Here is a 25483-nt window from a genome sequence, read left to right as displayed (position 1 = left end):
CAGGGCTATTGTAATCACAGGAAGACCATAAGCGTCCTGTAAGGAGTTCACTTGATTACACATGTTAGCCCGCTTGGTTCAATGGATATGCTGTCGCAGCTGGAAGTGGATATGCTTAAGCGCACCGCCAGCAGTGACCTGTATCAACTCTTTCGCAACTGCTCGCTTGCTGTGCTCAACTCGGGGAGCCTGACCGATAACAGCAAGGAGCTGCTCTCCCGTTTTGAAAACTTCGATATTAACGTGCTGCGTCGCGAACGTGGCGTGAAGCTGGAACTGATCAACCCGCCGGAAGAGGCTTTCGTTGACGGGCGTATTATCCGTTCCCTGCAGGCCAACCTGTTCGCCGTGCTGCGCGATATCCTGTTCGTTTACGGCCAGATCCACAATACCGTTCGCTTCCCGAACCTCGATCTGGAAAGTTCGGTCCATATCACCAACCTGGTGTTTTCGATCCTGCGCAACGCCCGCGCGCTGCACGTCGGCGAAGCACCGAACATGATCGTCTGCTGGGGCGGTCACTCCATTAATGAAAACGAATATCTCTACGCCCGCCGCGTCGGTACGCAGTTGGGACTGCGCGAACTGAACATCTGCACCGGCTGCGGGCCTGGCGCAATGGAGGCCCCGATGAAAGGCGCCGCCGTCGGCCACGCGCAGCAGCGCTACAAAGACAGCCGCTTTATCGGCATGACCGAACCGTCCATCATTGCCGCAGAACCGCCGAACCCGCTGGTCAACGAACTGATCATCATGCCGGATATCGAAAAGCGTCTGGAAGCCTTCGTGCGCATCGCCCACGGGATCATTATCTTCCCGGGCGGCGTCGGCACTGCCGAAGAGCTGCTCTATCTGCTGGGTATTCTGATGCATCCGGAGAACAAAGCGCAGGTGCTGCCGCTGATCCTCACCGGACCGAAAGAGAGCGCCGACTACTTCCGCGTGCTGGACGAGTTTATCACCCATACTCTGGGCGAGTCCGCCCGTCGTCACTATCGGATCATCATCGACGATCCGGCGGAAGTGGCGCGGCAGATGAAAAAAGCGATGCCGCTGGTGAAAGAGAGCCGTCGCGAGACCGATGACGCCTACAGCTTCAACTGGTCGATTCGCATCTCGCCGGACCTGCAGATGCCGTTTGATCCGACCCATGAAAACATGGCCAATCTCAAGCTCTCCCCGGACCAACCGGTGGAAGTGCTGGCCGCCGACCTGCGTCGCGCCTTCTCCGGGATTGTCGCGGGTAACGTCAAAGAGGTGGGCATCCAGGCCATTGAGCAGTACGGTCCTTACAAGCTGCATGGCGATCCGGAGATGATGCGCCGGATGGACGATCTGCTGCAGGGCTTCGTCGCCCAGCATCGTATGAAACTGCCGGGCGGCACCGCCTATATTCCTTGCTACGAAATCATCGCCTGATTTCTCACTCTCCCGCCGGGGTATCTTCTGCAGCCTGCCCCCGGCGGGCTCTCTTCCTCTGACTTCCAGAACGCGCTAAAAACCTTTCTGTTATTATTCAGTCACCTGAATCATTTCTACATAGCCAATCGTTTGCGTTGGTAAAAACTGCGACAATTATCACTGCAAAAAATGGTTTTAAGCGCAAAAACGTCGACTACATCTCTTTTTTACAGTAAATCCCTCGTTATTACGCCGCTCCGCTTTTATCTCATATGCTGCAAATGGTAGCCTGCGCGCCACAAATCGCTGGCTGATCACCAGAAACAGGCTGTTGGACTAAAAATACGCACATTGAAAGTGGATTATTGCATTTGAGATCGCGATCACTGATGCATAAACCATATAAATGTATCTTTCCGGCCCAATTATTACGGAGAAAATTTCTAAAAAAACCGTAATTAAACGAATTTCATGTTACGCAATTGTATTTGTTCATTAGATTTTGTTGATTCCTCCAGGAGATACAGATGGAAACCACTCAAACCAGCACCATCGTTTCGGGCGAAACCCGCAGCGGATGGCGTAAAACCGACACCATGTGGATGCTGGGCCTGTACGGTACAGCGATCGGCGCGGGCGTCTTGTTCCTGCCGATCAACGCCGGCGTCGGCGGCATGATCCCCCTGATTATCATGGCGATTCTGGCCTTCCCGATGACCTTCTTCGCTCACCGCGGTATGACTCGCTTCGTCCTCTCCGGGAAAAACCCGGGCGAAGACATCACCGAAGTGGTGGAAGAACACTTCGGCGTAGGCGCAGGGAAGCTGATTACCCTGCTCTACTTCTTCGCTATCTACCCGATCCTGCTGGTGTACAGCGTGGCGATCACTAACACCGTCGAAACCTTCATGTCGCACCAGCTGCACATGACGCCGCCGCCGCGCGCCATTCTGTCGCTGATCCTGATCGTCGGCATGATGACCATCGTGCGTTTCGGTGAGCAGATGATTGTGAAAGCGATGAGCATCCTGGTGTTCCCGTTCGTTATCGCCCTGATGATTCTGGCGCTGTACCTGATCCCGCAGTGGAACGGCGCGGCGCTGGAGACGCTCTCCCTGAGCAGCGCCTCCGCAACCGGCAATGGCCTGCTGATGACCCTGTGGCTGGCGATCCCGGTGATGGTCTTCTCCTTCAACCACTCGCCGATCATCTCCTCCTTCGCGGTGGCCAAGCGTGAAGAGTACGGCGCAGGCGCCGAGAAGAAATGCTCCAGCATCCTGGCACGCGCTCACATTATGATGGTGCTGACCGTGATGTTCTTCGTATTCAGCTGCGTCCTGAGCCTCTCTCCGGCGGACCTGGCGGCGGCGAAAGAGCAGAACATCTCGATTCTGTCTTACCTGGCAAACCACTTTAACGCGCCGGTTATCGCCTGGATGGCACCGATCATCGCGATGATCGCCATCACCAAATCCTTCCTCGGCCACTATCTGGGCGCCCGCGAAGGCTTTAACGGCATGGTGATTAAATCCCTGCGCAGTAAAGGCAAATCTATCGAAGTCAACAAACTGAACAAGCTGACCGCGCTGTTCATGCTGGTGACCACCTGGATTGTGGCGACGCTGAACCCGAGCATCCTCGGGATGATCGAGACCCTTGGCGGCCCGATTATCGCGATGATCCTGTTCCTGATGCCGATGTACGCGATTCAGAAAGTGCCGGCGATGCGTAAATACAGCGGCCATATCAGCAACGTCTTCGTGGTGATTATGGGTCTGATTGCCATCTCCGCGATCTTCTACTCGCTGTTCAGCTAATTCAGTCAATACCTCCCCCCGCGCCGCTTAACGGCGGCGCGCTTTCCGACAGCACGGGAATACATATGATCAGCGTATTCGATATCTTTAAAATCGGCATTGGCCCTTCCAGCTCCCATACCGTTGGACCGATGAAAGCGGGCAAACAATTCACTGACGATCTGATCGCACGCGGCCTGCTGGCCGACGTCAGCAAAGTCGTCGTCGACGTCTATGGCTCCCTCTCCCTGACCGGTAAAGGCCACCATACCGACATCGCGATTATCATGGGACTCGCCGGCAACCTGCCGGACACCGTCGACATCGACGCCATTCCGGGCTTTATTCAGGACGTTAACACCCATGGCCGCCTGATGCTGGCCAACGGTCAGCACGAAGTGGACTTCCCGGTCGATCAGTGCATGAATTTCCATGCCGACAACCTGTCGCTGCATGAGAACGGCATGCGCATTACCGCCCTGGCCGGTGACAAGGTGATCTACAGCCAGACGTATTACTCTATCGGCGGCGGCTTTATCGTCGACGAAGCGCACTTCGGCCAGATCGCCGATGCGCCGGTTGCGGTTCCTTACCCTTATAAAAACGCCGCCGACCTGCAGCGTCACTGCCGTGAAACCGGGCTGTCGCTCTCTGGGCTGATGATGCAGAACGAACTGGCGCTGCACAGCAAAGAAGCGCTGGAGCAACACTTTGCCGCGGTATGGGAAGTGATGAGCGCCGGTATCGAACGCGGCATCACCACCGAAGGCGTTCTGCCGGGCGAACTGCGCGTGCCGCGCCGGGCCGCCGCGCTGCGCCGCATGCTGGTGAGTCAGGACACCACCAACAGCGATCCGATGGCGGTGGTCGACTGGATCAATATGTTCGCCCTGGCGGTGAACGAAGAGAACGCCGCCGGTGGCCGGGTCGTTACCGCGCCAACCAACGGCGCCTGCGGTATCGTGCCGGCGGTGCTGGCCTACTATGACAAGTTTATCCGCAAGGTGAACAGCAACTCTCTGGCCCGCTATATGCTGGTCGCCAGCGCGATTGGTTCGCTGTATAAGATGAACGCGTCAATCTCCGGCGCCGAAGTCGGCTGTCAGGGTGAAGTGGGCGTCGCCTGCTCGATGGCGGCGGCCGGTCTGGCGGAACTGCTGGGCGGTAGCCCGGGTCAGGTGTGCATCGCGGCAGAGATCGCCATGGAGCATAACCTCGGCCTGACCTGCGACCCGGTTGCCGGCCAGGTGCAGGTACCGTGCATCGAACGCAACGCTATCGCCGCCGTGAAAGCGGTCAACGCCGCGCGAATGGCGCTGCGCCGGACCAGCGAGCCGCGCGTCTGCCTCGATAAAGTGATCGAGACCATGTACGAAACCGGTAAAGACATGAACGCCAAGTACCGGGAAACCTCTCGCGGTGGCCTGGCGATGAAGATCGTCGCCTGCGATTAATCCTCAGACCCGGCACGCGTCGGCGTGTCGGGTCATCGTCCTGAACAACTCTTTTTGTTATATCAATAAAATTTTAGTTATTTAATGGTTATAAGCGCTGTTTGTTACCTTACGCAAAACCGCTAAGGAGAACAGACAATGTCCAACCGATTCCGCCCCGCCTGGCTGCTGGTCCTCGCCGCCCTCTCTACCTCCGCGCTGGCCAAAGCGCCGGAAACCGTCAACATCGGCTATCAAAAGGCGAATATCTTCGCGCTGCTGAAGTATCGCGGCACGCTGGATGAGAGCCTGAAAAAACAGGGTATTGCCGTACGCTGGGTCGAATTCCCCGCCGGACCGCAAATGCTGGAGGGGCTGAACGTCGGTAGTATCGATCTGGCCGCGACCGGCGATGCGCCTCCGGCCTTTGCCCAGGCGGCGCAAGCCGATCTGGTCTACCTTGCCCATTCCCCCGCTAACCCGAAAACGGAAGCGATTGTGGTGCCTGAACAGTCGGCAATCCACAGCGTGGCCGACCTGAAGGGCAAGCGCGTGGGGTTGAACAAGGGGTCTGACGTCAACTACCTGCTGGTTGCCGCACTGGAAAAAGCGGGCCTCAGCTATAAAGACATCACCCCGGTCTATCTGCCGCCGGCGGATGCCCGCGCCGCTTTCCAGCGCGGGGCGATTGATGCGTGGGTGATCTGGGATCCGTTCCTCGCAGAAGTGGAAACCAACGCGAAAGCCCGACAGATCCGCAATGCCGAGGGGCTGGTGCCGCACTACACCTTCTATCTCGCCAGCCGCAAGTTTGCAGATACCTACCCGGAGACAGCAAAGCAGGTGGTGGATGAACTGGGTAAACTCAGCGCGTGGGCGAACAGCCATCAGGACGAGGCCGCCGGGCTGCTGTCGACCTCAACCGGACTGGATAAAGCCATCTGGCTGAAGACCCTGGCCCGCCTGCCCTACGGTGCCGAACGCATGACCCCGGCGGTGTATAACGAACAGCAGGCGCTGGCGGATACCTTTACGCGCATCGGCCTGCTGCCGGTGAAAGTCGACGTGCGCAGCGCCACCTGGTCGCTGGATAAACCTTGATTTTCCTGACGACGGGAAGCACTGCGCCTCCCGTCGCCGACAGGCTTACCCCGCCGTTTTCTCACCATTGCCTATCTGCCAGATAAAGGTGGGCGCTTCACCGTTCACCAGCCAGTTACCGATATTACGTGCCTTATAAATCACCGGATTATGCGAGGCGACCGTCCGCGCATTGCGCCAGTGGCGATCCAGCGCCAGGCGAGTTCGCGTATCCGACGCCCCGAGGGCATTAAACAGCTCCGTCGCCGCCCGCGGGATCCAGTCGCTGGCGATCACCTGCGCCTGCGCCGCTTCCACTTCCGCCAGCTGGTTACGCCGGGCAATCAATGCTTCGTCGTCGCTGACGTGCGCCACATAGGCCTGCTGCAGCGATTCCGCGGCCTGCAGGACCGCGGCCCGGGTCGCCCATGCCCAGCTGCTGATCTGCCCAACGACCTGCAGAACCTGAGCGTCATCGCGCGGCACGGCGGCGTTGCCGTGGCTGTACATCCGGGAGCGATGTTTGACGCCCTGCGCGGCATCCCGCTCAACCGCCAGGCCAATGCCCGCGAGGGTCGCCAGCAGCACATGCTGGTAGAAGGCGGTCTGATAGCGAAAGCGCTGGGCAAAATCATAGACATGTTCGGTTTCCACCCGAGCGCCGGTAAAGCGGGTGGTCCCGCTGCCGGTCAGCCGCTGGCCAAAGCCATCCCAGTCATCTTCCCGCGCCACGCCGGTCTGCTGGGTGCTGACCAGGGCTATCACATCGCCGGCGGTATCACTGCGCCGGGCAAACACATCGATCCAGTCGGCGTACAGCGCGCCGGTGCTGTAAAATTTCTCGCCGTCGAGTCGCCAGCCGCCCTCTGTCGGCGTCACTCTGGTGTTCACCTCTCCCAGCTTAACCGCGCCGATCTCCGTCCAGCCGCTGCCCACCAGCTCACCGTCGAGGAAGCGACGAAACCAGCGGTCGCGCCCGGCGGAATCCGGCTGATTCAGCTGATCTTCCACAAAGGCAAAGTGCGCGCGCAGGGCCTGCGGCAGGTTAGAGTCCGCTTGCGCCAGCTCGATCAGCAGCGCGCTGAGCTGCGGCAGCGAAGCGCCCCAGCCGCCCTTCTCGCGCGGGATACGCAGCGTGCCGAAGCCCGCTTCTTTCAGCCAGCGGATCGGCTCATCGGGCAGAATGCGCTGCTGTTCGCGCTCCGCAGCGCCCTGGGCGATACGGGTGAATATCGGGCGGAAGGCGGCCGCCAGCGCGTCATAATCGGTGCCAGTGGAGAGCAGGGTCATTGTCAGTTCCTTATTCATGGAGTGCGTCGATATCTTCTCGCGTCGGTTCATGACGGACCGCCAGCAGGAAGAAAATGGGAATAATGGCGGCAAGCGAGACCACCCAGAACATCTGCGTGCCGAGGGAGGCCTGCAGCAGCGGCAGAATAAACAACGCCAGCGCGCTGCCGATCCCGGAGAGTGCCCGGCTGAAACCGACCCCGGTGGCGCGAATGGCAGTAGGATAGGAGAGCGCCGGGTAGATCATCAGCTGCGCCCCCGGGCCAAACCCTTCGGCGAACAGCCACAGCCCCAGCATCGCGATAGCCAGCACGATACCTGCCGTCGCGTGCGGTTGCCCCACCAGCGCCAGCACAATCAGCGCCACAAACTGCAGGGCGAAGCCGGCTATCGCCACATGACGCGAAGGATATTTCCACGCCAGATGCATACCGAGCAGCCCGCCGGTAAAAGCAAACAGGGCGTTCAGCCCCAGCGATGCCGAAATAGTTTCGAAGACGCCAGCCCCGAGGAACTGGGCAAGAATTGACGGCAGGAAAAAGGCAATCGCCGTGTACTCGAAGGAGATACAGATATTCATCACCCCGGCGACGATAGTCCGCTCGCGGTAGGGTTTTTCGAACAGCACGCGGAAGCTCACTTTCGGCGCTGGCGCGGGCTTCGCCGCCGGGACCTCATGGGCATGGATCCCCCAGGAGTCGCGTAAAATACGCACTGCAGAGGTCAGATCGCCCTGGTTCGCCGCCCACAGCGGGGATTCATTCATAAATCGACTGCGGACGGCAATAATCAGCAGTGCCGGCACGGCGCCGAACAGCAGGGAGGCGCGCCACAGCCAGTCAAGATGCTCCTGCGGCAGCAGGAAATAGAGGCCGAAGATAATGAGAAAGCAGACGGTTGAGGCGGCGTACCACATCGGGCACCACGCCGCGAGGCGAGCCGCTTTGTTGCCTTTGCCGGCAAAGCGGGAAAACTCGGCCAGATAGGACATCGCTACCGGCAGGTCGATGCCAACGCCGATGCCCATCAGGAAGCGGGCGCCAATCAACACCCAGACGTTCGGCGCCAGCCCGGCGGCGATAGCCGAAATCACGAAAAAGAACATATCGGCCATAAAAACCGAATAGCGACCATATTTATCGGTCAGCCAGCCGCCGATAATATTGCCGACGATAGTCCCGACCATAATGGACGAAGTCACCAGGCCGGTCAGCAGCGGTGAGAGCTGAAATTCACGTACAACGTCATCAATACCGTAGGAGAGCGTGGTTAAGTCATATGCGTCGAGAAAAACGCCCCCCAGCGCGAGGAAGACAATCATCCGCGCATATTTCGCTTGTTCCTTGCCGGAATTAATTAGCCGCGCCACATCCCCGACGCTACTGACCGGTACCGAAGCGATACCGGGATTATCCACTGGTAATGTACTCATTTTTTCACCTTATTATTTTGTGCAGGTCATCAGCGGTTATAGACCGCGCGCGACGAGAATCAAAACAACAAATCATTCTATAAAAATCAATATAATCAATAAGTTAATAAATATTACCAGCACAAAAAGGACGCGCTTTCGCGCATCCTCAAGGGAAATAAATAACAACGAAAATAGACGTCGTGCAGGACGCTTATTCCGCGGACACTGGAACTAATACGTCTTTTACCAGCGGGTCATCGGTGGTTTTTAACCACGTCTGGATCCGCGGGTCAGAAAAAGCCTGTTTTAATTTGACGATATTTTCCTGCGATAAATACGGTGTACCAATCACTAATTGCGAAGCAAAGGTGCGCGGCGCCGGCGGGAATAATATGCCTTTCTCACGCGGCACTTTCCCGGCGTCAAATTGCGAGACATAGCCGATGGCGGCATCCACCGAATTTAACGCCCGCGGCATGGTCAGCAGATCCAGCTCTTTAAAGACAAACTGATGCGGGTTACCGACAATATTTTTCAGCTTCGCCGTACGCGGCTCCACCGCCGGGTCGAGCGAGATCAACCCAATGCGCTGGAGCAGCCACAGGGCCTGCCCCTGATTGGCGCCATCGTCAGGCACGACAATGGTCGCGCCGTTGGGCAACGCCTGTACCGACGAGTAGCGGTCGGAATAGATGCCAAACGCCCACTGGAACACCGGCACCGTGGTCGACAGCGCTAAGCCGTTAGCGTCCACCACCTGTTTAAGCCACCACTGATGCTGATAGATCGTCCCGGCATACTGTCCTTCCGCTACCGCGCGGTCAGCCTGGACCGGATCCTGCACCCCCACCGCCTCCAGTTTCAGACCGTAATCGGGCGCAATATGCTGATTAATATACTCAATGATCCGCTGCTCGCCAGCCATCGCCGGCTCGTAGTGAATTTTTAACGTGCTGCCGAAGACCACCTGCTGGCTTTGGGTATGTCCCCGCCACCACCAGAAGGCGATGGCGAGCAGGATAATCACCGCCAGCGCCGCCAGCCAGGGCCAGCGCCGCGCTTTACGTAACTCAAATTGCTCTGTTGTCATACAAGGTTCCCCTGCGTGTGGCGTAAACGGTTGACCAGACGGTCACCCAAAAATTGAATCAACTGGATCGTGGCGATCAGGGCAACGATCGTCGCGATCATGATGTGGTTGTCGAAGCGCTGATAGCCGTACACCACGGCCAGGTAGCCGATGCCGCCGGCGCCGATGGTCCCGGCGATAGCCGAATACTCAATCATCGAGACCAGGTTCAGCGTCACCGCCGCCACCAGCGCGGGCAAGGCTTCACTGAGCTGCGCGCTGGCAATGATTTGCCAGCGCGACCCGCCGCAGACGACCCCCACTGCGGTGACCTCCGCCGGCAACTCGCGCAGCGCGTTCTCCACCAGACGGCCAAAGAACGGGACGCCGGCGGCGATCATCGGCACTACCGCGGCGGGGATGCCAATCGTGGTGCCGGTCAGCCAGTAAGTGAACGGGATAATAGCGGCCATCAGCACCAGAAACGGCAGCGAACGTCCCATATTGACCACCCAGTTCAGCAGCCGGTACAGCAGCGCGTGCGGAAATAAGCCCCGCGGCGAGGCGTTAAACAACACCACCCCCACCAGCCCCCCCAGCGTGACGACAAACAGCATCACAATGGCCACCATCAGCCAGGTTTCGCCATAGGCGGGGAGCAGCAGCGAAGGGATTTCGCCCCAGGGGGTATCCTGGCTGATGACTGTCGGTTTCATACCACCTCCCTGAGCAACGGCGCGCTGTCGAGGATCTCCGCCGTTATGCCGAGCTGCGCCAGCAGGCCCTGCAGTCGCGCGGGCGACAGGCGTTCGCCCTGAAAGCGCACTCCGGCCTGCAGGCGACCGGCCAGCCGACCATTAATCACCTCGACGTGACCGCCAAGGAGATCGATCTGCAGCGCCCACTGCTGGCTCAGGCGGCTGATCCAGTCGGTGGCCACCGGCACATCCCAGCGGTAGCTCAGACGCAGCAGCAGATCGCTGTGGGCCGCTGCCGCCGGCGTCAGCGGCAACAGCTGCTGGCCGAGCAGAGAATCGGGACGCGCCAGCAGATCTTCGATCCGCCCGTACTGGACGATCGTCCCGTCGCGGATCTCCGCCACCGCATCCGCCGCCGTGCGCACCGCGTCCATTTCATGGGTGATCAGGACGATCGCCAGCTGGTACTCGTCACGCAGCCGCTTGAGCAGAGCCAGCACCGAGGCCGTGGCCTGAGGATCGAGGCCGGAGGTGGCTTCATCTGCCAGCAGAACGGACGGGCGCAGCGCCAGCGCGCGGGCAATGCCGATCCGCTGGCGCTGGCCGCCTGAGAGCTGGGCCGGCCAGGCATCCGCTTTGTGGCTCAGGCCGACGCTCTCCAGCAGCTCGCCAACCCGCGCCTTGATATCGCGCTCCACCACACCCAGCCACGCCAGCGGCAGGGCGACATTCTCCCAGGCGGTCCTGCGGCTCAACAGCGCCGAAGACTGGAAAACGGTGCCAATCGCCCGCCGTTCCCGGCGCAGCGCCTCGCCGGACAGCGCCGACAGATCCTGGCCATTGATACGAATACTGCCGCTGTCCGGTTGCTCCAGCAGGCTGATGCAGCGCGCCAGGGTTGATTTACCGGCGCCGCTCGGCCCCACCACCGCGGTGATGGAGCGCTCAGGCACCTGCAGCGACAGCCCTTTCAGCACCGCGCTGAGCCGGCCATCCGCCGTGCGGTAACTTTTATGCAGGTCATCGATAGCGATCATGTCACCTTCTCCTCTACCGATGCCGCCGTGCGCGCATCGCGGCGGTAGCTGGCGCCCGGGTGAGGCGCGGCCAGACGCGGGCCGGCGCCGAACAGTTTTTCGCGCAGGGTCCCCTCGCGGTACTCCTGCTTAAAGACGCCGCGCTTTTGCAGCTCAGGCACCAGCAGCTCGACGACGTCGCGGAAGGTTTCGTGAGTGACGGCATAGGCGAGGTTAAAGCCATCGACGTCCGTCTCTTCGACCCAGGACTGCAGTTCGTCCGCCACGGTTTGCGCGCAGCCAACCACCAGCGGACCGAAGCCGCCGATCCCCGCCCAATCGGCCAGAGCCTGCACCGTCCACTGGCGGTTCGGATCAGCGGTCGAAAAGGCCTCCACCGCCGACTGAATGGCGTTGGTGTGCAGATACTTCAGCACTTGATCCGGCTGATACTGGCCGAAATCGATCCCCGTCCAGCCGGAGAGCAGCGCCAGCGCGCCTTCATAGCTGACGTACTGCTTATATTCCTGCCACTTCGCCTGCGCCTCGCGGTCGGTGTCGCCGACAATCACCGTCTGCAGGTTGAAGATCAGGATGCTGTGCGGATCTCGCCCCGCCTCAGCTGCCCGGCGGCGAATATCCGCCACCGTCTTCTTCAGCAGCACCTTCGACGGCGCAGCGACGAAGACACATTCGGCATGGCCGGCGGCGAACTGTTTGCCGCGGCTGGACGCCCCCGCCTGATACAGCACCGGCGTGCGCTGCGGGGATGGCTCGCAGAGGTGGATCCCCGGCACGGAAAAGAACTGTCCCTGATGGTTAATGGGATGGATTTTCCGCGGATCGCTGAAGATCTTCCGCTCTCTGTCGCGCAGCACCGCCCCGTCCTCCCAGCTTCCCTCCAGCAGTTTGTAGATCACCTGCAAATACTCATCGGCATAGTCATAGCGGGTGTCATGGTCGGTCTGAGTCTGCTGGCCGATATTGCGCGCCCCGCTCTCCAGATAGGAGGTGACGATATTCCAGCCCACCCGCCCTTTGGTCAGATGGTCGAGCGTCGACAGACGACGAGCGAAGGGGTAAGGATGCTCAAACGACAGCGAGGCGGTCAGGCCGAAGCCCAGATGCTCCGTCACCAGCGCCATCGGGGTGATCAGTGCCAGCGGATCGTTGACCGGAACCTGCGTCGCCTGGCGGATCGCCGCGTCGCCGCTGCCGTTCAGTACGTCATAGATCCCCAGCACGTCGGCGATGAACAGCCCGTCGAACTTGCCGCGCTCCAGCAGCCGCGCCAGATCCACCCAGTACTCCAGATCTTTATACTGCCAGGAGCGATCCCGGGGATGCGCCCACAGGCCCGGCGACTGATGGCCGACGCAGTTCATATCGAAAGCGTTAAGACGAATTTCACGTTGTGATGACATAGCAATCTCCATAGCGCGGCCCGTCGCCGGGGCGCACGCGGCAAAATGAATCAGGGAAAATAAAGGGAGGTATTCAGTACGCAGGACATCGGGAGTCCAGCGGGATCCCGAGCGTGAGTAACGCTTGCGCCGCCACGTCGGCGGCATGGTCGGCTACCTGCGGCAGGCCCATCAGTTCGCCAAAACGCCCGCGGGCGGCCGGACCGGCCACCAGCACCGGCGGCGCCTCAACGTGCGGCTCAGCCACTGCCCGGGAACGGCTGTCCACCTCCAGGCCCATGCCGAGGGCATCGGCGCGAATCAGGCCGCGGCGGGCGAGGTCCTGTAAAAATGGCTGGCTGTCGGTCAGGGCGCGGTGTGCGGGTCCGGTGGTCAGGATCAGATGATTGACGCTCAGGGTCTGCACACCGCCGCCGCGCCGCGCCAGCGTCAGACGCAGCGTTTCGCCTTCACCGCTTATCGACAGTAGCCTGGCCGCCTGCACCTGCAGACTGCCCGTGCGCTGGCGCGCCTCCAGCACCTCGGCGACCTGCGGCGCCACGCGGTAGCGGTGGACATCCCAGTAATGGCGCAGATGGCGCAGAAAACGCTGGCGATCGGCGACGCTGAGCGCCTGCCAGATCCGCTGCCCCTGTTGACGAACCGCATCCAGCACCACCTGCCAGCTCAGGCCCTGCTGCGCCGCATACGCGACGTCGAGGCGGATCTGACGCAGGCGCTGACGCAGGTTGCCCTGCTGATAGTCGCCGGGCCAGGTTGTCCCTGCGCCGCTAAGGTTGCCGCGAGACAGCAGGCCATGGCGCGAAAAGGCGATGATACTGCCGCGGTGGCCCAGCCGGTCCAGCGTCGCGACCGTATCGGCCATGGTTAATCCGGTGCCCATCACCGCCACCCGGGCGTGCGGGGCGATGGCGTCGAGCGCGCCGGGCTGCCACGGGTTGGCAATCAGCGCCGGATGATGACGCCAGGCTTCGGCCTGCGGCGGCAGCGAAGGCGGTGGATGACTGATCGCCAGCACCAGCAGATCGGCCTTAAGCTGCAGGCCGCCGTCGGTGGTCACCGTCCCCTGATGAAAAGCGAGCGCCCGATCGCGCAGGTGGCGAAGCCGTCCGCCGCTGGACGCCGCGGCGTCGGCAAAACGCTGCGCCACATAGCGACCAAACTGGCCGCGCTGAGGGTAGACGGAACCGTCCGGGCGCAGCGCCTGCACATCGACGGCAAAGGCAGGCTGATGGCGGTACCAGCGATCAAAGGCGCCTTCTTCGTCGCCGGCCAGCTGCATGCGAGCGGCCGGGACGTTAATCCGGTGCGTCGGCTCCGCAGTGGAGTAGGCCACCCCGGCCCCGGGGGACTGGCGCGGCTCCAGCAGCGTCACGCGCACCCCGTTCGGCGCCAGGCGCAGCAGCTCAATCGCCACCGCCGCGCCGCTAAAGCCGCCGCCGATAATCACGATATGCGGTTCTGCACTCATCGCAGCCCTCCTCCGGTATGCTGTCTCATGGTCGCGCTCCGGGCCATCAGCTGGCGCTGACCTGGCGCACCGGGCGCTTATCGCCGCCGATGGTTTCGCCAAACGGACCGGTGTTCACGCTACGCGCCTTCGACGAGGCCGCGTTTTCCAGCGGCAACAGAGGCATCACCAGCTCAGCAAAGCGGTGCGCTTCTTCCAGATGTGGGTAGCCGGAGAAGATAAAGTTGCTGATGCCGAGCGCCTGATATTCGCGGATGCGTTCCGCTACCTGCTGCGGATTACCTACCAGCGCGGTACCCGCGCCGCCGCGCACCAGTCCGACGCCGGCCCACAGATTGGGCGCAATGCGCAGATTATCGCGCGACCCCTGATGCAGGGCGCTCATCCGCGCCTGGCCGGCCGAGTCCATGCGGGCGAAGATCTTTTGCGCCTGGGCAATGGTATCGTCGTCAAGATGGGCGATCAGCCGGTCGGCGGCGGCCCATGCCTCTTCTTCCGTTTCGCGCACAATGACGTGCAGACGAATGCCGTACTGCAGGGTGCGTCCGCGGGCCGCGGCGCGCTCGCGCACCACCGCCAGCTTCTCCGCCACCAGTTCCGGGGGTTCGCCCCACGTCAGATAGCTGTCGATCTGCTCGGCCGCCACATCAATGGCCGCCTCAGAAGAGCCGCCGAAATAGAGCGGCGGGCCATTCTCCTGTACCGGCGGGAACAGCACTTCAGCGCCTTCCACGTGAATATGCTCGCCGTGATAATCCACTTTTTCCCCGCGCAGCAGGCGGGTGTAAACATCAAGAAATTCGCGGGTCGCCTGATAGCGCTCGCTGTGGCTGAGGAAGATACCGTCGCCTTTGTTTTCCACCGGGTCGCCGCCGGTAACGACGTTGATCAGCAGCCGACCTTCCGATAAACGGTCGAGGGTGGCCGCCATCCGCGCCGCCAGGGTTGGCGGCTGCAGGCCCGGCCTGACCGCCACCAGATAGCGCAGACGGCGGGTCAACGGCGCCAGCGCCGAGGCCACCAGCCACGAATCTTCACAGCTTTTACCGGTGGGGATCAGCACGCCGTAGTAGCCCAGACTGTCGGCCGCCAACGCCACCTGCTGCAGATAAGGTAAATCGACCGGGCGTCCACCCTCGGTGGTACCCAGATAACGGCCATCGCCATGGGTAGGTAAGAACCAGAAGACATTGATCTTGTCGGGAGCTTGCTGCGTCATTATCTATTTCCTATATAACCATATCCGATATTTATCGAAGAGATGTTTTAATTTGGTTATATGAGTGTTAGCGATAATCATGCCAATGGTGAATAAAAAATTAATCTTTTAAAATCAATGCACTGAAAACGGCTTCGCCGCGCCGCGCTGTTGCAAATCGCGCAGCCGCCGCGCATCCGCTGGCGCATTTGCAACAGCCGCGGGCCTTCCCCCTCTGGTTTCTGCGGCCGCCGCAGGATAAGTTCAGAGCGTCAACGATCGGAGGCCCGCTATGCTGAACCCAGAATCCCCTTCCACCGCTCCCGCGCTGATCGACCCGGCGTCGAAGGCCTTCCAGAGCCTGCTGGACAAGCTCGCGCCAACGGAGGCGACCGTGCTGATCGTGGGCGAAACCGGCACCGGCAAGGAGGTGGTGGCCCGCTATCTCCATCATCACAGCGCCCGTCGCCAGCAGCCGTTTCTGGCCGTTAACTGCGGCGCGCTGACCGAGAGCCTCGCCGAAGCCGAACTGTTCGGCCATGAGAAAGGCGCCTTCACCGGCGCGCAGCAGGGACAGCCCGGCTGGTTTGAAGCCGCGGAAGGGGGGACGCTGCTGTTGGACGAGATCGGCGAATTAAGCCTGCCGCTGCAGGTCAAGCTGCTGCGAGTGCTGCAGGAGCGTGAAATTACCCGCGTCGGCTCACGCAAAGCGATTAAAGTGAATGTCCGGGTGATTGCCGCCACCCACGTCGACCTGGCCCAGGCGATCCGCGAGCGCCGCTTTCGCGAGGATCTCTACTATCGACTGAATATCGCGGTGGTGCCGCTGCCGCCGCTGCGCCAGCGTCGGCAGGATATCCCGCTGCTGGCGCACCACTTTTTATCACTCTATGCCCGGCGCCTAGGGCGGCCAACCCTGCGTCTGGCGCCGGAATCACTGGCCCGGCTGATGGACTATTCGTGGCCGGGCAATATTCGCGAGCTGGAAAACACCCTGCACAACGCGGTGCTCCTCAGTAAAGAAGAGGAGATCAGTCCTGCCCAGCTGCGCCTGGCGACGCTCAACGACGCCCCGGCGCCGGCGAGCGATCATGAACTGGACGACTTTATTCGCCACCAGCTGGCGCTTCCCGGCGAGCCGCTGTGGCAGCGAGTGACCAGCGCCCTGATTCGCCACGCCATGGCGCATTGCGACGATAACCAGAGCCAGGCGGCCGCGCTGTTGGGGATCAGCCGGCATACCTTGCGCACCCAGCTCGCTAACCTCGGGCTGATCAAAAGCCGCCGCCGCCCGCCTGCGCCGCCGCGGGCATTCGCCAACGCAGCCGGGGCCGATCGCGAACTGCGCATTGGCTACCAGCGCTTCGGCAGCCTCGGGATCCTGAAAGCCCGTCAGAGTCTGGAAACCGCCTTCGCCAGCCTCGGCGTCAACGTGCTGTGGAGTGAGTTTCCTGCCGGACCGCAGCTCCTCCACGCCCTCGCCTGCAACGAGATCGACTTCGGCACCACCGGGGAAGCGCCGCCGGTGTTTGCCCAGGCCAGCAATAGCGAACTGATGTACGTCGCATGGGAGCCGCCGGCGCCGCGCAGCGTGGCGATGGTCGTCCCGCAGGAGAGTGACATTCGCCAGCTCAGCGATCTGCGCGGCAAACGCATCGCCCTCAATAAGGGGTCGAATGTCCACTGGCTACTGCTGCAGATCCTCGAAGACGCCGGGCTGGGGCTGAACGACGTGCGGGTGGTCTATACCCCGCCGAAATATCCGCTGACCGCCAGCGACTACCTGGCGGTTGACGCCTGGATGATGTGGGACCCGCTGCTCAGCGACGCCGAGCACACCGGCGAGCTGCGGGTGGTCGCCAGCGGCGAAGGACGGGTCAACAACCATCAGTTTTATCTTTCGCGACGGGACTACCTCGCTCAGCATGGCGATATCATGCGCCGTCTGTTGACGGAGCTGACCCACACCGGGCAGTTTATCGACTCACATCGTGGCGAAGCGGCCCGCTTACTCTCGGCAGAGCTGGGGATTGACGCCCGGTCGCTGAGCATGGCCCTCGCCCGCCGCAGCCATCGCCCGCGGCCGATGGATCTGTCGGTGATCCGCGCCCAGCAGACCATCGCCGATCGCTTTTACGCCCTCGGGCTTATCGCCAAACCGGTCCCGGTGCGCGAAGCGGTGTGGTACGGCGAACCCGCGCCGGGCGTCATCAGCCCGCTGATGGCGGTCAGTTAGCGAAATTTGCGCGTTATCTTCCTGATTGTTCAGGCGCAGATAGCCTCGATCTGATGGCGATGTTACCCTAAAGACGCTGAGAATAAGGGGGTATCTGTGGCTGTTCATCTGTTAATCGTCGACGCGTTAAATCTGATCCGCCGCATCCATGCGGTGCAGGGTTCGCCCTGCGTCGATACCTGCCTGCATGCGCTGGAGCAGCTGATCGTCCACAGTCAGCCCACCCACGCGGTGGCGGTGTTCGATGATGAGGATCGCGCCCACGGCTGGCGCCACCAGCGCCTGCCAGAGTACAAAGCCGGCCGCGCGCCGATGCCGGAGACGCTGGTGGCCGAGATGCCAGCGCTGCGGGCGGCCTTCGAACAGCGGGGGATCCGCTGCTGGGCCTCGCCGGGCAGCGAAGCGGACGACCTCGCCGCCACCCTGGCGGTAAAGGTGGCCCAGGCGGGCCATCAAGCCACCATTGTCTCCACCGACAAAGGCTACTGTCAGCTGCTGTCGCCCACCATCCGCATCCGCGACTACTTTCAGAAGCGCTGGCTGGACGCGCCCTTCATCGCCAGCGAGTTCGGCGTCACCCCGGAGCAGCTAGCGGATTACTGGGGGCTGGCGGGGATCAGCAGCTCGAAGGTGCCGGGCGTGGCGGGCATTGGACCCAAAAGCGCCGCCCAGCTGTTGAACGAGTTTCAGGACCTGGAGGGGCTGTACGCCCGTCTGGCCGAGGTCCCGGAGAAGTGGCGCAAAAAACTGGCAGCGCATCAGGAGATGGCCTTCACCTGCCGGGAAGTGGCCCGCCTGCAGACCGACCTCCAGCTGGATGGCAATCTGCAGCAGCTGCGGCTGACGCGCTAACCATCGTTAAGAGGTGCGCCGGTGCAGGGTAACTGCCTCCGGCACTGCCTGCTTTACCCGGGCCAGGCAATCACCAGGCCGCCTGATATAACCCGACGATATCGGCCAGGCTCGCCTCACGCGGGTTACCGCCGGTACACACATCCTCCAGCGCCGCCTGCGCCAGCGCCGGAATATCCTCTTTCCTGACGCCCACCTCGCGCAGATGGCCGGGAATACCGACATCGCGGTTTAGCTGGCAGACCGCCTCCACTGCCGCCTGGCGCGCGGCAGTCAGGCTTAACGCTTCCACCCTGACGCCCATCGCCCGGGCGATATCGCGATATTTTTCCCCCGTCGCCTCAGCATTAAAGCGCATCACGTGCGGCAAAAGGATGGCATTCGCCACGCCGTGCGGCGTGTTGTAAAAAGCGCCGAGCGGATGCGCCATGCCGTGCACCAGCCCGAGCCCGACGTTGGAAAATCCCATCCCCGCGACGTACTGGCCGAGCGCCATGGCTTCGCCCGCGCCGGCATCCCCGGCAACCGAGCCGCGCAGCGCCCCGGCAATGATCTCGATGGCCTTGAGGTGCAGCGCATCAGTCAAAGCCCAGGCGCCGCGGGTGAGATATCCTTCGATAGCGTGCGTCAGGGCGTCCACGCCGGTGGCCGCCTTCAGCGCCGGCGGCATGGCGTCCATCATATCGGCATCGATAAAGGCCACCTGCGGGATATCATGCGGATCGACGCAGACGAACTTACGCCGCTGTTCTTCATCGGTGATGACATAGTTAATCGTCACCTCCGCCGCGGTACCCGCGGTGGTCGGCACCGCGAAGATCGGCACGCTGGGCTGACGGGTAGGCGACAGCCCCTCAAGGCTACGGACATCGGCGAATTCCGGGTTACGCTGAATAATACCGATCGCCTTACAGGTATCCTGCGGCGAACCGCCGCCGATGGCGATCAGGTAATCCGCCCCGCTGCGCTGAAAGGCCTGCAGCCCCTGCTGGACCACGGCAATGGTCGGGTTAGGGATCACGTCGCTGAACATATCCCATGCCAGCCCGGCGGCATCCAGTTTGTCGGTGACTTTCGCCGCCACGCCGCACCGGGCGAGGGTGCTGTCGGTGACGATCAATGCTTTACGATAGCCGCGCCGCGCTACTTCATCGGTTAATGCGTTTATCGCCCCCCGGCCAAACCACGCCGTTTCGTTGAGGATCATTCGGTTTGCCATCGCGTCTCTCCTGTTAGCGTTGCGGCATCACTCTTCAATACGTAATCCGTAGGTTTTGAACTTCTCCAGCACGATGGCGATCGCCTCGTCATTCAGCACCGGTACCGGGTCGATAATCGCCAGCGTGCTGAGATAGAGCTGGGCCAGGACTTCCACTTCATGTGCCAGCCAGAGCGCTTTCTCCAGGCTGGCCTCGCAGGCGATCAGGCCATGATGCTGCAGCAGCGTGGCTTTGCGGTGCTTCAGCGCTACCGCGACATGCTCAGACAGCTCGCGGGTGCCGAAGGTGGCATAGGGCGCGCAGGGGATCGAATTCCCGCCGGCCGCGGCGATCATATAGTGGATGGCCGGGATGGGCCGGTTGAGGATCGACACCGCCGTACAATGGACAGCGTGATTGTGGACCACCGCCTGGGCATCGGGCCGCGTCTGGTAGGCCGCCTGATGAAAACGCCATTCGCTGGAGGGCAGTTTTCCCTGCTCATGCTGGCCATCGGCATCAATAAAGACGATCTTGTCTTCCGTCAGCTTTTCATACGGGATACCGGTGGGGGTGATCAGCATTCCTCCCTGATAGCGCACGCTGACATTGCCGGCGGTCCCCTGATTTAACCCCAGGCGGGTCATTTCCAGGCAGGTATCGATAATCTGCCGGGCCAGTCTGTTTCTTTCCATTGCGTTCCTCTTTTGGTGACTCATCATCCGTCAACGGCAGGGCAACAGAAATATCGTCGGCTACCGTGGGATAAGGTGAATAATGGTCTTCATCATCAACCTGAATAATCGAAGGGGAATTTTCATGACTATATTTTGTGAGCCGCGTCAATTATTCCAGCATAAATAAAGGAATTATGCCGGTTAAGAGAGTGTTTAAAATGCCCGTTCTTAATAATATTTCATCAAGCGGGCATTTTATTTCTTTGTAACATTTGCCCGTTTTCCACGATATACATTCATTCGGTCATTAGCGTTGTGGTTTTGTGAATTTATTTTCTCAAACGGTCAGCGTTTTTGAAAAATTAAAGTGACAATTATCACATAAAATGGTCCACAGCGCGTTAAGTGTGACCATCATCATATTAACAGACGGTTTTTATTTGAAAATGAAGTCATGAGTTCCGCCGTGACTTTCATTTCACTCACCGGCGCGTCACCTGAGCTCACTTAATTTTGCGGTCTGCTGCAGCACCAGACTGCGCCCTGAATGCTGTTGTAAATGCTTCTGAACTGATGAGGACGCTATGGGAAACACAACGATACCAACGCAAAGTTACCGCGCCATGGAGAGCGGGCAGAGTAAGAGCTACATTATTCCTTTTGCTCTGCTGTGCTCCCTCTTTTTTCTGTGGGCGGTGGCTAATAATCTGAATGATATTTTATTACCGCAATTTCAACAGGCCTTTACCCTGACTAATTTCCAGGCCGGATTAATTCAGTCGGCCTTTTATTTTGGCTATTTTATTATTCCCATCCCCGCCGGGATGCTGATGAAAAAATTCAGCTATAAAGCAGGCATTCTTACGGGTCTGTTTTTATATGCCTGCGGCGCCGCGCTGTTCTGGCCTGCCGCCGAAGTGATGAACTACACTTTATTCCTGATTGGATTATTTATTATCGCCGCCGGGCTTGGCTGCCTGGAAACGGCGGCCAACCCGTTTGTGACCGTTCTCGGTCCGGAAAGCGGCGGTCACTTCCGCCTTAATCTGGCCCAGACCTTTAACTCATTTGGCGCCATTATTGCCGTGGTATTTGGCCAGAGTCTTATTTTGTCTAACGTCCCGCATCAGCCGCAGGATGTGCTGGATAAAATGACGCCAGAACAGCTCAGCGCCTGGAAGCACAGCCTGGTCCTGTCGGTACAAACCCCCTATATGATTATCGTGGCCATCGTCCTGCTGGTTGCCCTGCTGATCGTCTGTACCCGCTTCCCCTCCCTGCAGAGCGATGACCACAGCGACAGCGCGCAGAGCACCTTCCTCGCCTCGCTGACGCGCCTGATGCGCATCCGTCACTGGCGCTGGGCGGTGCTGGCCCAGTTCTGCTACGTCGGCGCGCAAACCGCCTGCTGGAGCTACCTGATTCGCTACGCTATCGAAGAGATCCCGGGCATGACGGCCGGTTTCGCCGCCAACTACCTGACCGCCACCATGGTCTGCTTCTTTATTGGCCGTTTCACCGGCACCTGGCTTATCCGCCGCTTTGCGCCGCATAACGTGCTCGCTATCTATGCGTTTATCGCCATGCTGCTCTGTTTGCTCTCTGCCTTCAGCGGCGGCCACGTCGGCCTGCTGGCCCTGACCCTGTGCAGCGCCTTTATGTCCATTCAGTACCCGACCATCTTCTCGCTGGGGATTAAGCATCTGGGCCAGGACACCAAATATGGCTCGTCCTTTATCGTCATGACCATTATCGGCGGCGGGATCGTCACCCCGGTGATGGGCTTTGTCAGCGACGCCGCCGGCAATATCCCGACCGCCGAACTGGTCCCGGCGCTGTGCTTCGCCATCATCTTTATTTTTGCCCGTTTCCGTTCACAAGCGGCGACGAACTAAACCTGTTATCCGCATAACCTGAGGGATCTGTAATGAAAAAAATCAGCTTACCGAAGATCGGTATCCGCCCGGTAATCGATGGTCGTCGCATGGGGGTCCGCGAGTCGCTGGAAGCGCAAACCATGAACATGGCGAAAGCCACCGCCGCGCTTATCAGCGAGAAACTGCGCCACGCCTGCGGCGCCCAGGTGGAGTGCGTGATTGCCGATACCTGCATCGCCGGCATGGCCGAGTCGGCCGCCTGTGAAGAGAAATTCAGCAGCCAGAACGTCGGCGTGACCATCACCGTCACCCCCTGCTGGTGCTACGGCAGCGAAACCATCGACATGGATCCGCTGCGCCCGAAGGCCATCTGGGGCTTTAACGGCACCGAACGTCCGGGGGCGGTCTATCTGGCCGCCGCGCTGGCGGCCCATAGCCAGAAAGGGATCCCGGCGTTCTCCATCTACGGACATGACGTGCAGGATGCCGATGACACCTCGATCCCGGCGGACGTCGAAGAAAAGCTGTTGCGCTTCGCGCGCGCCGGCCTGGCCGTCGCCAGTATGAAAGGGAAAAGCTATCTGTCGCTGGGCGGCGTCTCAATGGGCATCGCCGGCTCCATCGTCGACCACAATTTCTTTGAATCCTGGCTCGGCATGAAGGTCCAGGCTGTCGACATGACGGAGCTGCGCCGGCGAATCGATCAGAAAATCTATGATGAAACCGAGCTGGAGATGGCGCTGGCGTGGGCGGATAAACACTTCCGCTACGGCGAAGATCAGAACGCTGAGCAGTATAAGCGCAATGAAACACAGAGCCGCGCGGTGCTGAAAGAGAGCCTGCTGATGGCGATGTGCATCCGCGACATGATGCAGGGCAACCCGAAACTGGCGGAAAAAGGGCTGGTGGAGGAGTCGCTGGGCTACAACGCCATCGCCGCCGGTTTCCAGGGTCAGCGCCACTGGACCGATCAATACCCCAATGGCGATACCGCTGAAGCGCTGCTCAACAGCTCTTTTGACTGGAACGGGGTGCGCGAGCCATTTGTCGTCGCTACCGAAAACGACAGCCTCAACGGCGTGGCCATGCTGATGGGTCATCAGCTCACCGGCACCGCCCAGGTGTTTGCCGACGTGCGCACCTACTGGTCGCCGGACGCCGTTGAGCGGGTCACCGGGCAGCCGCTCACCGGGCGGGCGGAGCACGGCATTATTCACCTGATTAACTCCGGCTCTGCGGCGCTGGACGGCTCCTGCCAGCAACGCGACGCGCAGGGCAACCCGACGATGAAACCTCACTGGGAGATTGAACAGAACGAGGCGGATGCCTGCCTCGCGGCGACCGAATGGTGCCCGGCGATCCACGAATACTTCCGCGGCGGCGGCTTCTCTTCCCGCTTCCTGACCGAAGGCGGCGTGCCGTTCACCATGAGCCGGGTGAACATCATCAAAGGTCTGGGGCCGGTGCTGCAAATTGCCGAAGGCTGGAGCGTGGCGCTGCCCAAAGCGATGCACGACCAGCTCGACGCCCGCACCAACTCCACCTGGCCCACCACCTGGTTTGCCCCACGCCTGACCGGCAAGGGCCCGTTCAGCGATGTGTACTCGGTGATGGCTAACTGGGGCGCCAACCACGGCGTGCTGACCATCGGCCACGTTGGCGCGGATTTCATTACCCTCGCCGCCATGCTGCGCATTCCTGTCTGCATGCACAACGTGGAAGCGGCGAAAATCTACCGCCCCTCCGCCTGGGCCGCGCATGGCATGGACATCGAAGGCCAGGACTACCGCGCCTGCCAGAACTACGGGCCGCTGTATAAGCGTTAACAGGTTGGTTTCGCCCGGTGGCGCAGGCTTACCTGGCCTACAGACGCGCGCGGTCTGTAGGCCGAATAAGCGCCGCGCCATCCGGCGATGTTGTTTCGGGAGTCACTATGAAGCAAGACGTTATCCTGGTCCTCGACTGCGGCGCCACCAACGTGCGGGCGATGGCCGTTGACCGACAGGGAAACATTATCGCCCGCGCCGCAACGGCGAACGCCAGCGACATCGCGGCGGAGAACAGCGACTGGCACCAGTGGTCGCTGGAGGCCATTATGCAGCGCTTTGCCGACTGCTGTCGGCAGATCCATGACCAGCTGGCCTCCTGCACGGTGCGCGGCATCACCGTCACGACCTTTGGCGTCGATGGCGCGCTGGTGGATGAGCAGGGTGCCCTGCTGTATCCGATCATCAGTTGGAAATGCCCGCGCACCGCGGCGGTGATGGAGAATATCAGCCAGTATATGCCAGCACACCAGCTGCAGCAGATTGCCGGTGTCGGCGCGTTTGCGTTCAACACCCTGTATAAGCTGGTGTGGCTGAAAGAGAACCACCCGCAGCTGCTGGCGCAGGCCCATGCCTGGCTGTTTATTTCGTCGCTGATCAACCATCGGCTGACCGGGGAGTTCACCACCGACCTCACCATGGCGGGCACCAGCCAGATGCTCGATCTCCGGCAGCGCGATTTCAGCGCGCCAATCCTGCAGGCGACCGGCCTGCCGCGCCGCCTGTTCCCGCGGCTGGTTGAAGCAGGCCAGCCAATCGGCGCCCTGCTGCCGGAGGCCGCTGCGCTGCTGGGCCTTCCCATCGGGATCCCGGTTATCTCGGCCGGGCACGACACTCAGTTCGCTCTGTTTGGCGCCGGCGCCGGGCAGGATGAGCCGGTGCTCTCCTCCGGGACCTGGGAGATCCTGATGGTGCGCAGCGCCCAGGTCGACACTTCGCTGCTCTGCGACTACAGCGGCTCCACCTGCGAGCTGGACAGCCAGCCGGGCCGCTATAACCCGGGAATGCAGTGGCTGGCCTCCGGCGTGCTCGAATGGGTGCGCAAGCTGTTGTGGAGCGCTGACACGCCGTGGCAGACGCTGATTGCCGAAGCGCAGGCGATCCCGCCCGGCGCCCAGGGCGTCAGGATGCAGTGCGACCTGCTCGCCAGCCAGCACGCCGGCTGGCAGGGCGTCACGCTCAACACCACCCGCGGCCATTTTTACCGCGCCGCGCTGGAGGGGTTAAGCGACCAGCTGGCGCAGCATCTGCAAACCCTGGAAAACATCGGCCGCTTCCGGGCGCAAGAGCTGCTGCTGGTGGGCGGCGGCAGCCGCAACGCGCTGTGGAACCAGATCAAGGCCGACCGGCTTGGAATACCGATCAAAGTTCTCGATGATGCCGAAACCACGGTGGCCGGCGCGGCGATGTTTGGCTGGTATGGCGTGGGCGAGTTCTCTTCGCCGGAACAGGCCAGAGCGCAGGTCGCGTACCGCTACCGCTATTTTTGGCCGCAAACTGAACCTGAATTAACAGAGGAAGCCTGA

Annotated in this window: 20 protein-coding genes; 9 read left to right on the top strand and 11 right to left on the bottom strand. The window is 61.0% G+C overall.

Going from position 1 to position 25483, the window contains the following annotated elements; translation table 11 throughout:
- Positions 1 to 51: 51 nt before the first annotated feature.
- From ppnN to R0140_RS04800, 4 genes are all read left to right on the top strand, one after another.
- Positions 52 to 1419: a nucleotide 5'-monophosphate nucleosidase PpnN gene (gene ppnN, locus R0140_RS04815; protein WP_008806258.1), complete on the top strand. Its 1368-nt coding sequence runs from the start codon at positions 52 to 54 to the stop codon at positions 1417 to 1419.
- 509 nt (positions 1420 to 1928) lie between these two features.
- Positions 1929 to 3218, top strand: coding sequence for an HAAAP family serine/threonine permease (locus R0140_RS04810; protein WP_032731171.1), 1290 nt, complete (start codon positions 1929 to 1931; stop codon positions 3216 to 3218).
- A gap of 65 nt (positions 3219 to 3283) precedes the next feature.
- Complete coding sequence (locus tag R0140_RS04805) at positions 3284 to 4651, top strand: L-serine ammonia-lyase (RefSeq protein WP_317703951.1); 1368 nt, start codon at positions 3284 to 3286, stop codon at positions 4649 to 4651.
- A gap of 138 nt (positions 4652 to 4789) precedes the next feature.
- Positions 4790 to 5731, top strand: coding sequence for an aliphatic sulfonate ABC transporter substrate-binding protein (locus tag R0140_RS04800; protein ID WP_002915261.1), 942 nt, complete (start codon positions 4790 to 4792; stop codon positions 5729 to 5731).
- 45 nt (positions 5732 to 5776) lie between these two features.
- Here the strand turns inward: R0140_RS04800 and R0140_RS04795 are convergent, their stop codons facing one another.
- The 9 genes from R0140_RS04795 to R0140_RS04755 all read right to left on the bottom strand — a co-directional run bounded on the left by R0140_RS04795 (position 5777) and on the right by R0140_RS04755 (position 15505).
- Positions 5777 to 7000 carry an acyl-CoA dehydrogenase family protein gene (locus R0140_RS04795; protein ID WP_016161727.1) on the bottom strand — a complete coding sequence of 408 codons (1224 nt, stop codon included), beginning with the start codon at positions 6998 to 7000 and terminating at the stop codon, positions 5777 to 5779.
- 10 nt (positions 7001 to 7010) lie between these two features.
- Positions 7011 to 8432, bottom strand: a complete 1422-nt coding sequence (locus R0140_RS04790) for an MFS transporter (RefSeq protein ID WP_004151071.1) — start codon at positions 8430 to 8432, stop codon at positions 7011 to 7013.
- A gap of 193 nt (positions 8433 to 8625) precedes the next feature.
- Positions 8626 to 9504, bottom strand: a complete 879-nt coding sequence (locus tag R0140_RS04785; RefSeq protein ID WP_032740925.1) for a MetQ/NlpA family ABC transporter substrate-binding protein — start codon at positions 9502 to 9504, stop codon at positions 8626 to 8628.
- Positions 9501 to 10199 carry a methionine ABC transporter permease gene (locus tag R0140_RS04780; RefSeq protein WP_008806263.1) on the bottom strand — a complete coding sequence of 233 codons (699 nt, stop codon included), beginning with the start codon at positions 10197 to 10199 and terminating at the stop codon, positions 9501 to 9503. The genes R0140_RS04785 and R0140_RS04780 overlap by 4 nt, the downstream gene beginning before the upstream one ends.
- Complete coding sequence (locus R0140_RS04775) at positions 10196 to 11218, bottom strand: methionine ABC transporter ATP-binding protein (protein WP_008806264.1); 1023 nt, start codon at positions 11216 to 11218, stop codon at positions 10196 to 10198. The genes R0140_RS04780 and R0140_RS04775 overlap by 4 nt, the downstream gene beginning before the upstream one ends.
- Positions 11215 to 12621: an LLM class flavin-dependent oxidoreductase gene (locus R0140_RS04770; protein ID WP_032740927.1), complete on the bottom strand. Its 1407-nt coding sequence runs from the start codon at positions 12619 to 12621 to the stop codon at positions 11215 to 11217. Before R0140_RS04770 ends, R0140_RS04775 begins: the two co-directional genes overlap by 4 nt.
- A gap of 73 nt (positions 12622 to 12694) precedes the next feature.
- Complete coding sequence (locus tag R0140_RS04765; protein ID WP_032740929.1) at positions 12695 to 14092, bottom strand: FAD/NAD(P)-binding protein; 1398 nt, start codon at positions 14090 to 14092, stop codon at positions 12695 to 12697.
- 46 nt (positions 14093 to 14138) lie between these two features.
- Complete coding sequence (ssuD, locus tag R0140_RS04760; RefSeq protein ID WP_259614906.1) at positions 14139 to 15311, bottom strand: FMNH2-dependent alkanesulfonate monooxygenase; 1173 nt, start codon at positions 15309 to 15311, stop codon at positions 14139 to 14141.
- A 77-nt stretch (positions 15312 to 15388) separates the two neighbouring features.
- Positions 15389 to 15505 (bottom strand): hypothetical protein, encoded by a 117-nt coding sequence (locus R0140_RS04755; protein ID WP_004219275.1) that lies wholly within the window; start codon positions 15503 to 15505, stop codon positions 15389 to 15391.
- A 77-nt stretch (positions 15506 to 15582) separates the two neighbouring features.
- Between R0140_RS04755 and R0140_RS04750 the strand changes: the two genes are divergently transcribed.
- On the top strand, positions 15583 to 17526 hold the full coding sequence (locus tag R0140_RS04750) for a sigma-54-dependent Fis family transcriptional regulator (RefSeq protein ID WP_008806268.1): 1944 nt from the start codon (positions 15583 to 15585) through the stop codon (positions 17524 to 17526).
- 96 nt (positions 17527 to 17622) lie between these two features.
- The gene (xni, locus tag R0140_RS04745) at positions 17623 to 18378 is read left to right on the top strand and encodes a flap endonuclease Xni (protein WP_004142871.1); all 756 of its coding nucleotides are present in this window, start codon (positions 17623 to 17625) and stop codon (positions 18376 to 18378) included.
- A gap of 70 nt (positions 18379 to 18448) precedes the next feature.
- Here the strand turns inward: xni and fucO are convergent, their stop codons facing one another.
- Both fucO and fucA read right to left on the bottom strand, forming a co-directional pair.
- The gene (gene fucO, locus R0140_RS04740) at positions 18449 to 19597 is read right to left on the bottom strand and encodes a lactaldehyde reductase (RefSeq protein ID WP_023298150.1); all 1149 of its coding nucleotides are present in this window, start codon (positions 19595 to 19597) and stop codon (positions 18449 to 18451) included.
- Between the two features lie 27 nt (positions 19598 to 19624).
- Entirely contained in the window at positions 19625 to 20272 is a 648-nt protein-coding gene (gene fucA, locus R0140_RS04735) for an L-fuculose-phosphate aldolase (protein ID WP_012540715.1), read from the bottom strand.
- A 566-nt stretch (positions 20273 to 20838) separates the two neighbouring features.
- Between fucA and fucP the strand changes: the two genes are divergently transcribed.
- The 3 genes from fucP (at position 20839) to fucK (ending at position 25483) form a co-directional block, all read left to right on the top strand.
- Positions 20839 to 22149 (top strand): L-fucose:H+ symporter permease, encoded by a 1311-nt coding sequence (gene fucP, locus R0140_RS04730; protein ID WP_008806271.1) that lies wholly within the window; start codon positions 20839 to 20841, stop codon positions 22147 to 22149.
- A gap of 32 nt (positions 22150 to 22181) precedes the next feature.
- Positions 22182 to 23957 (top strand): L-fucose isomerase, encoded by a 1776-nt coding sequence (gene fucI / locus R0140_RS04725; RefSeq protein ID WP_032733731.1) that lies wholly within the window; start codon positions 22182 to 22184, stop codon positions 23955 to 23957.
- 107 nt (positions 23958 to 24064) lie between these two features.
- Positions 24065 to 25483 (top strand): L-fuculokinase, encoded by a 1419-nt coding sequence (gene fucK / locus R0140_RS04720; RefSeq protein WP_032740937.1) that lies wholly within the window; start codon positions 24065 to 24067, stop codon positions 25481 to 25483.

The organism is Klebsiella sp. w6 (assembly GCF_033100215.1).
In the GTDB taxonomy this organism is placed as follows: Bacteria; Pseudomonadota; Gammaproteobacteria; order Enterobacterales; family Enterobacteriaceae; genus Klebsiella; species Klebsiella variicola.
Note: the sequence above shows the minus strand (reverse complement) of the source record. Positions and strands in the feature narration are given on the sequence as shown.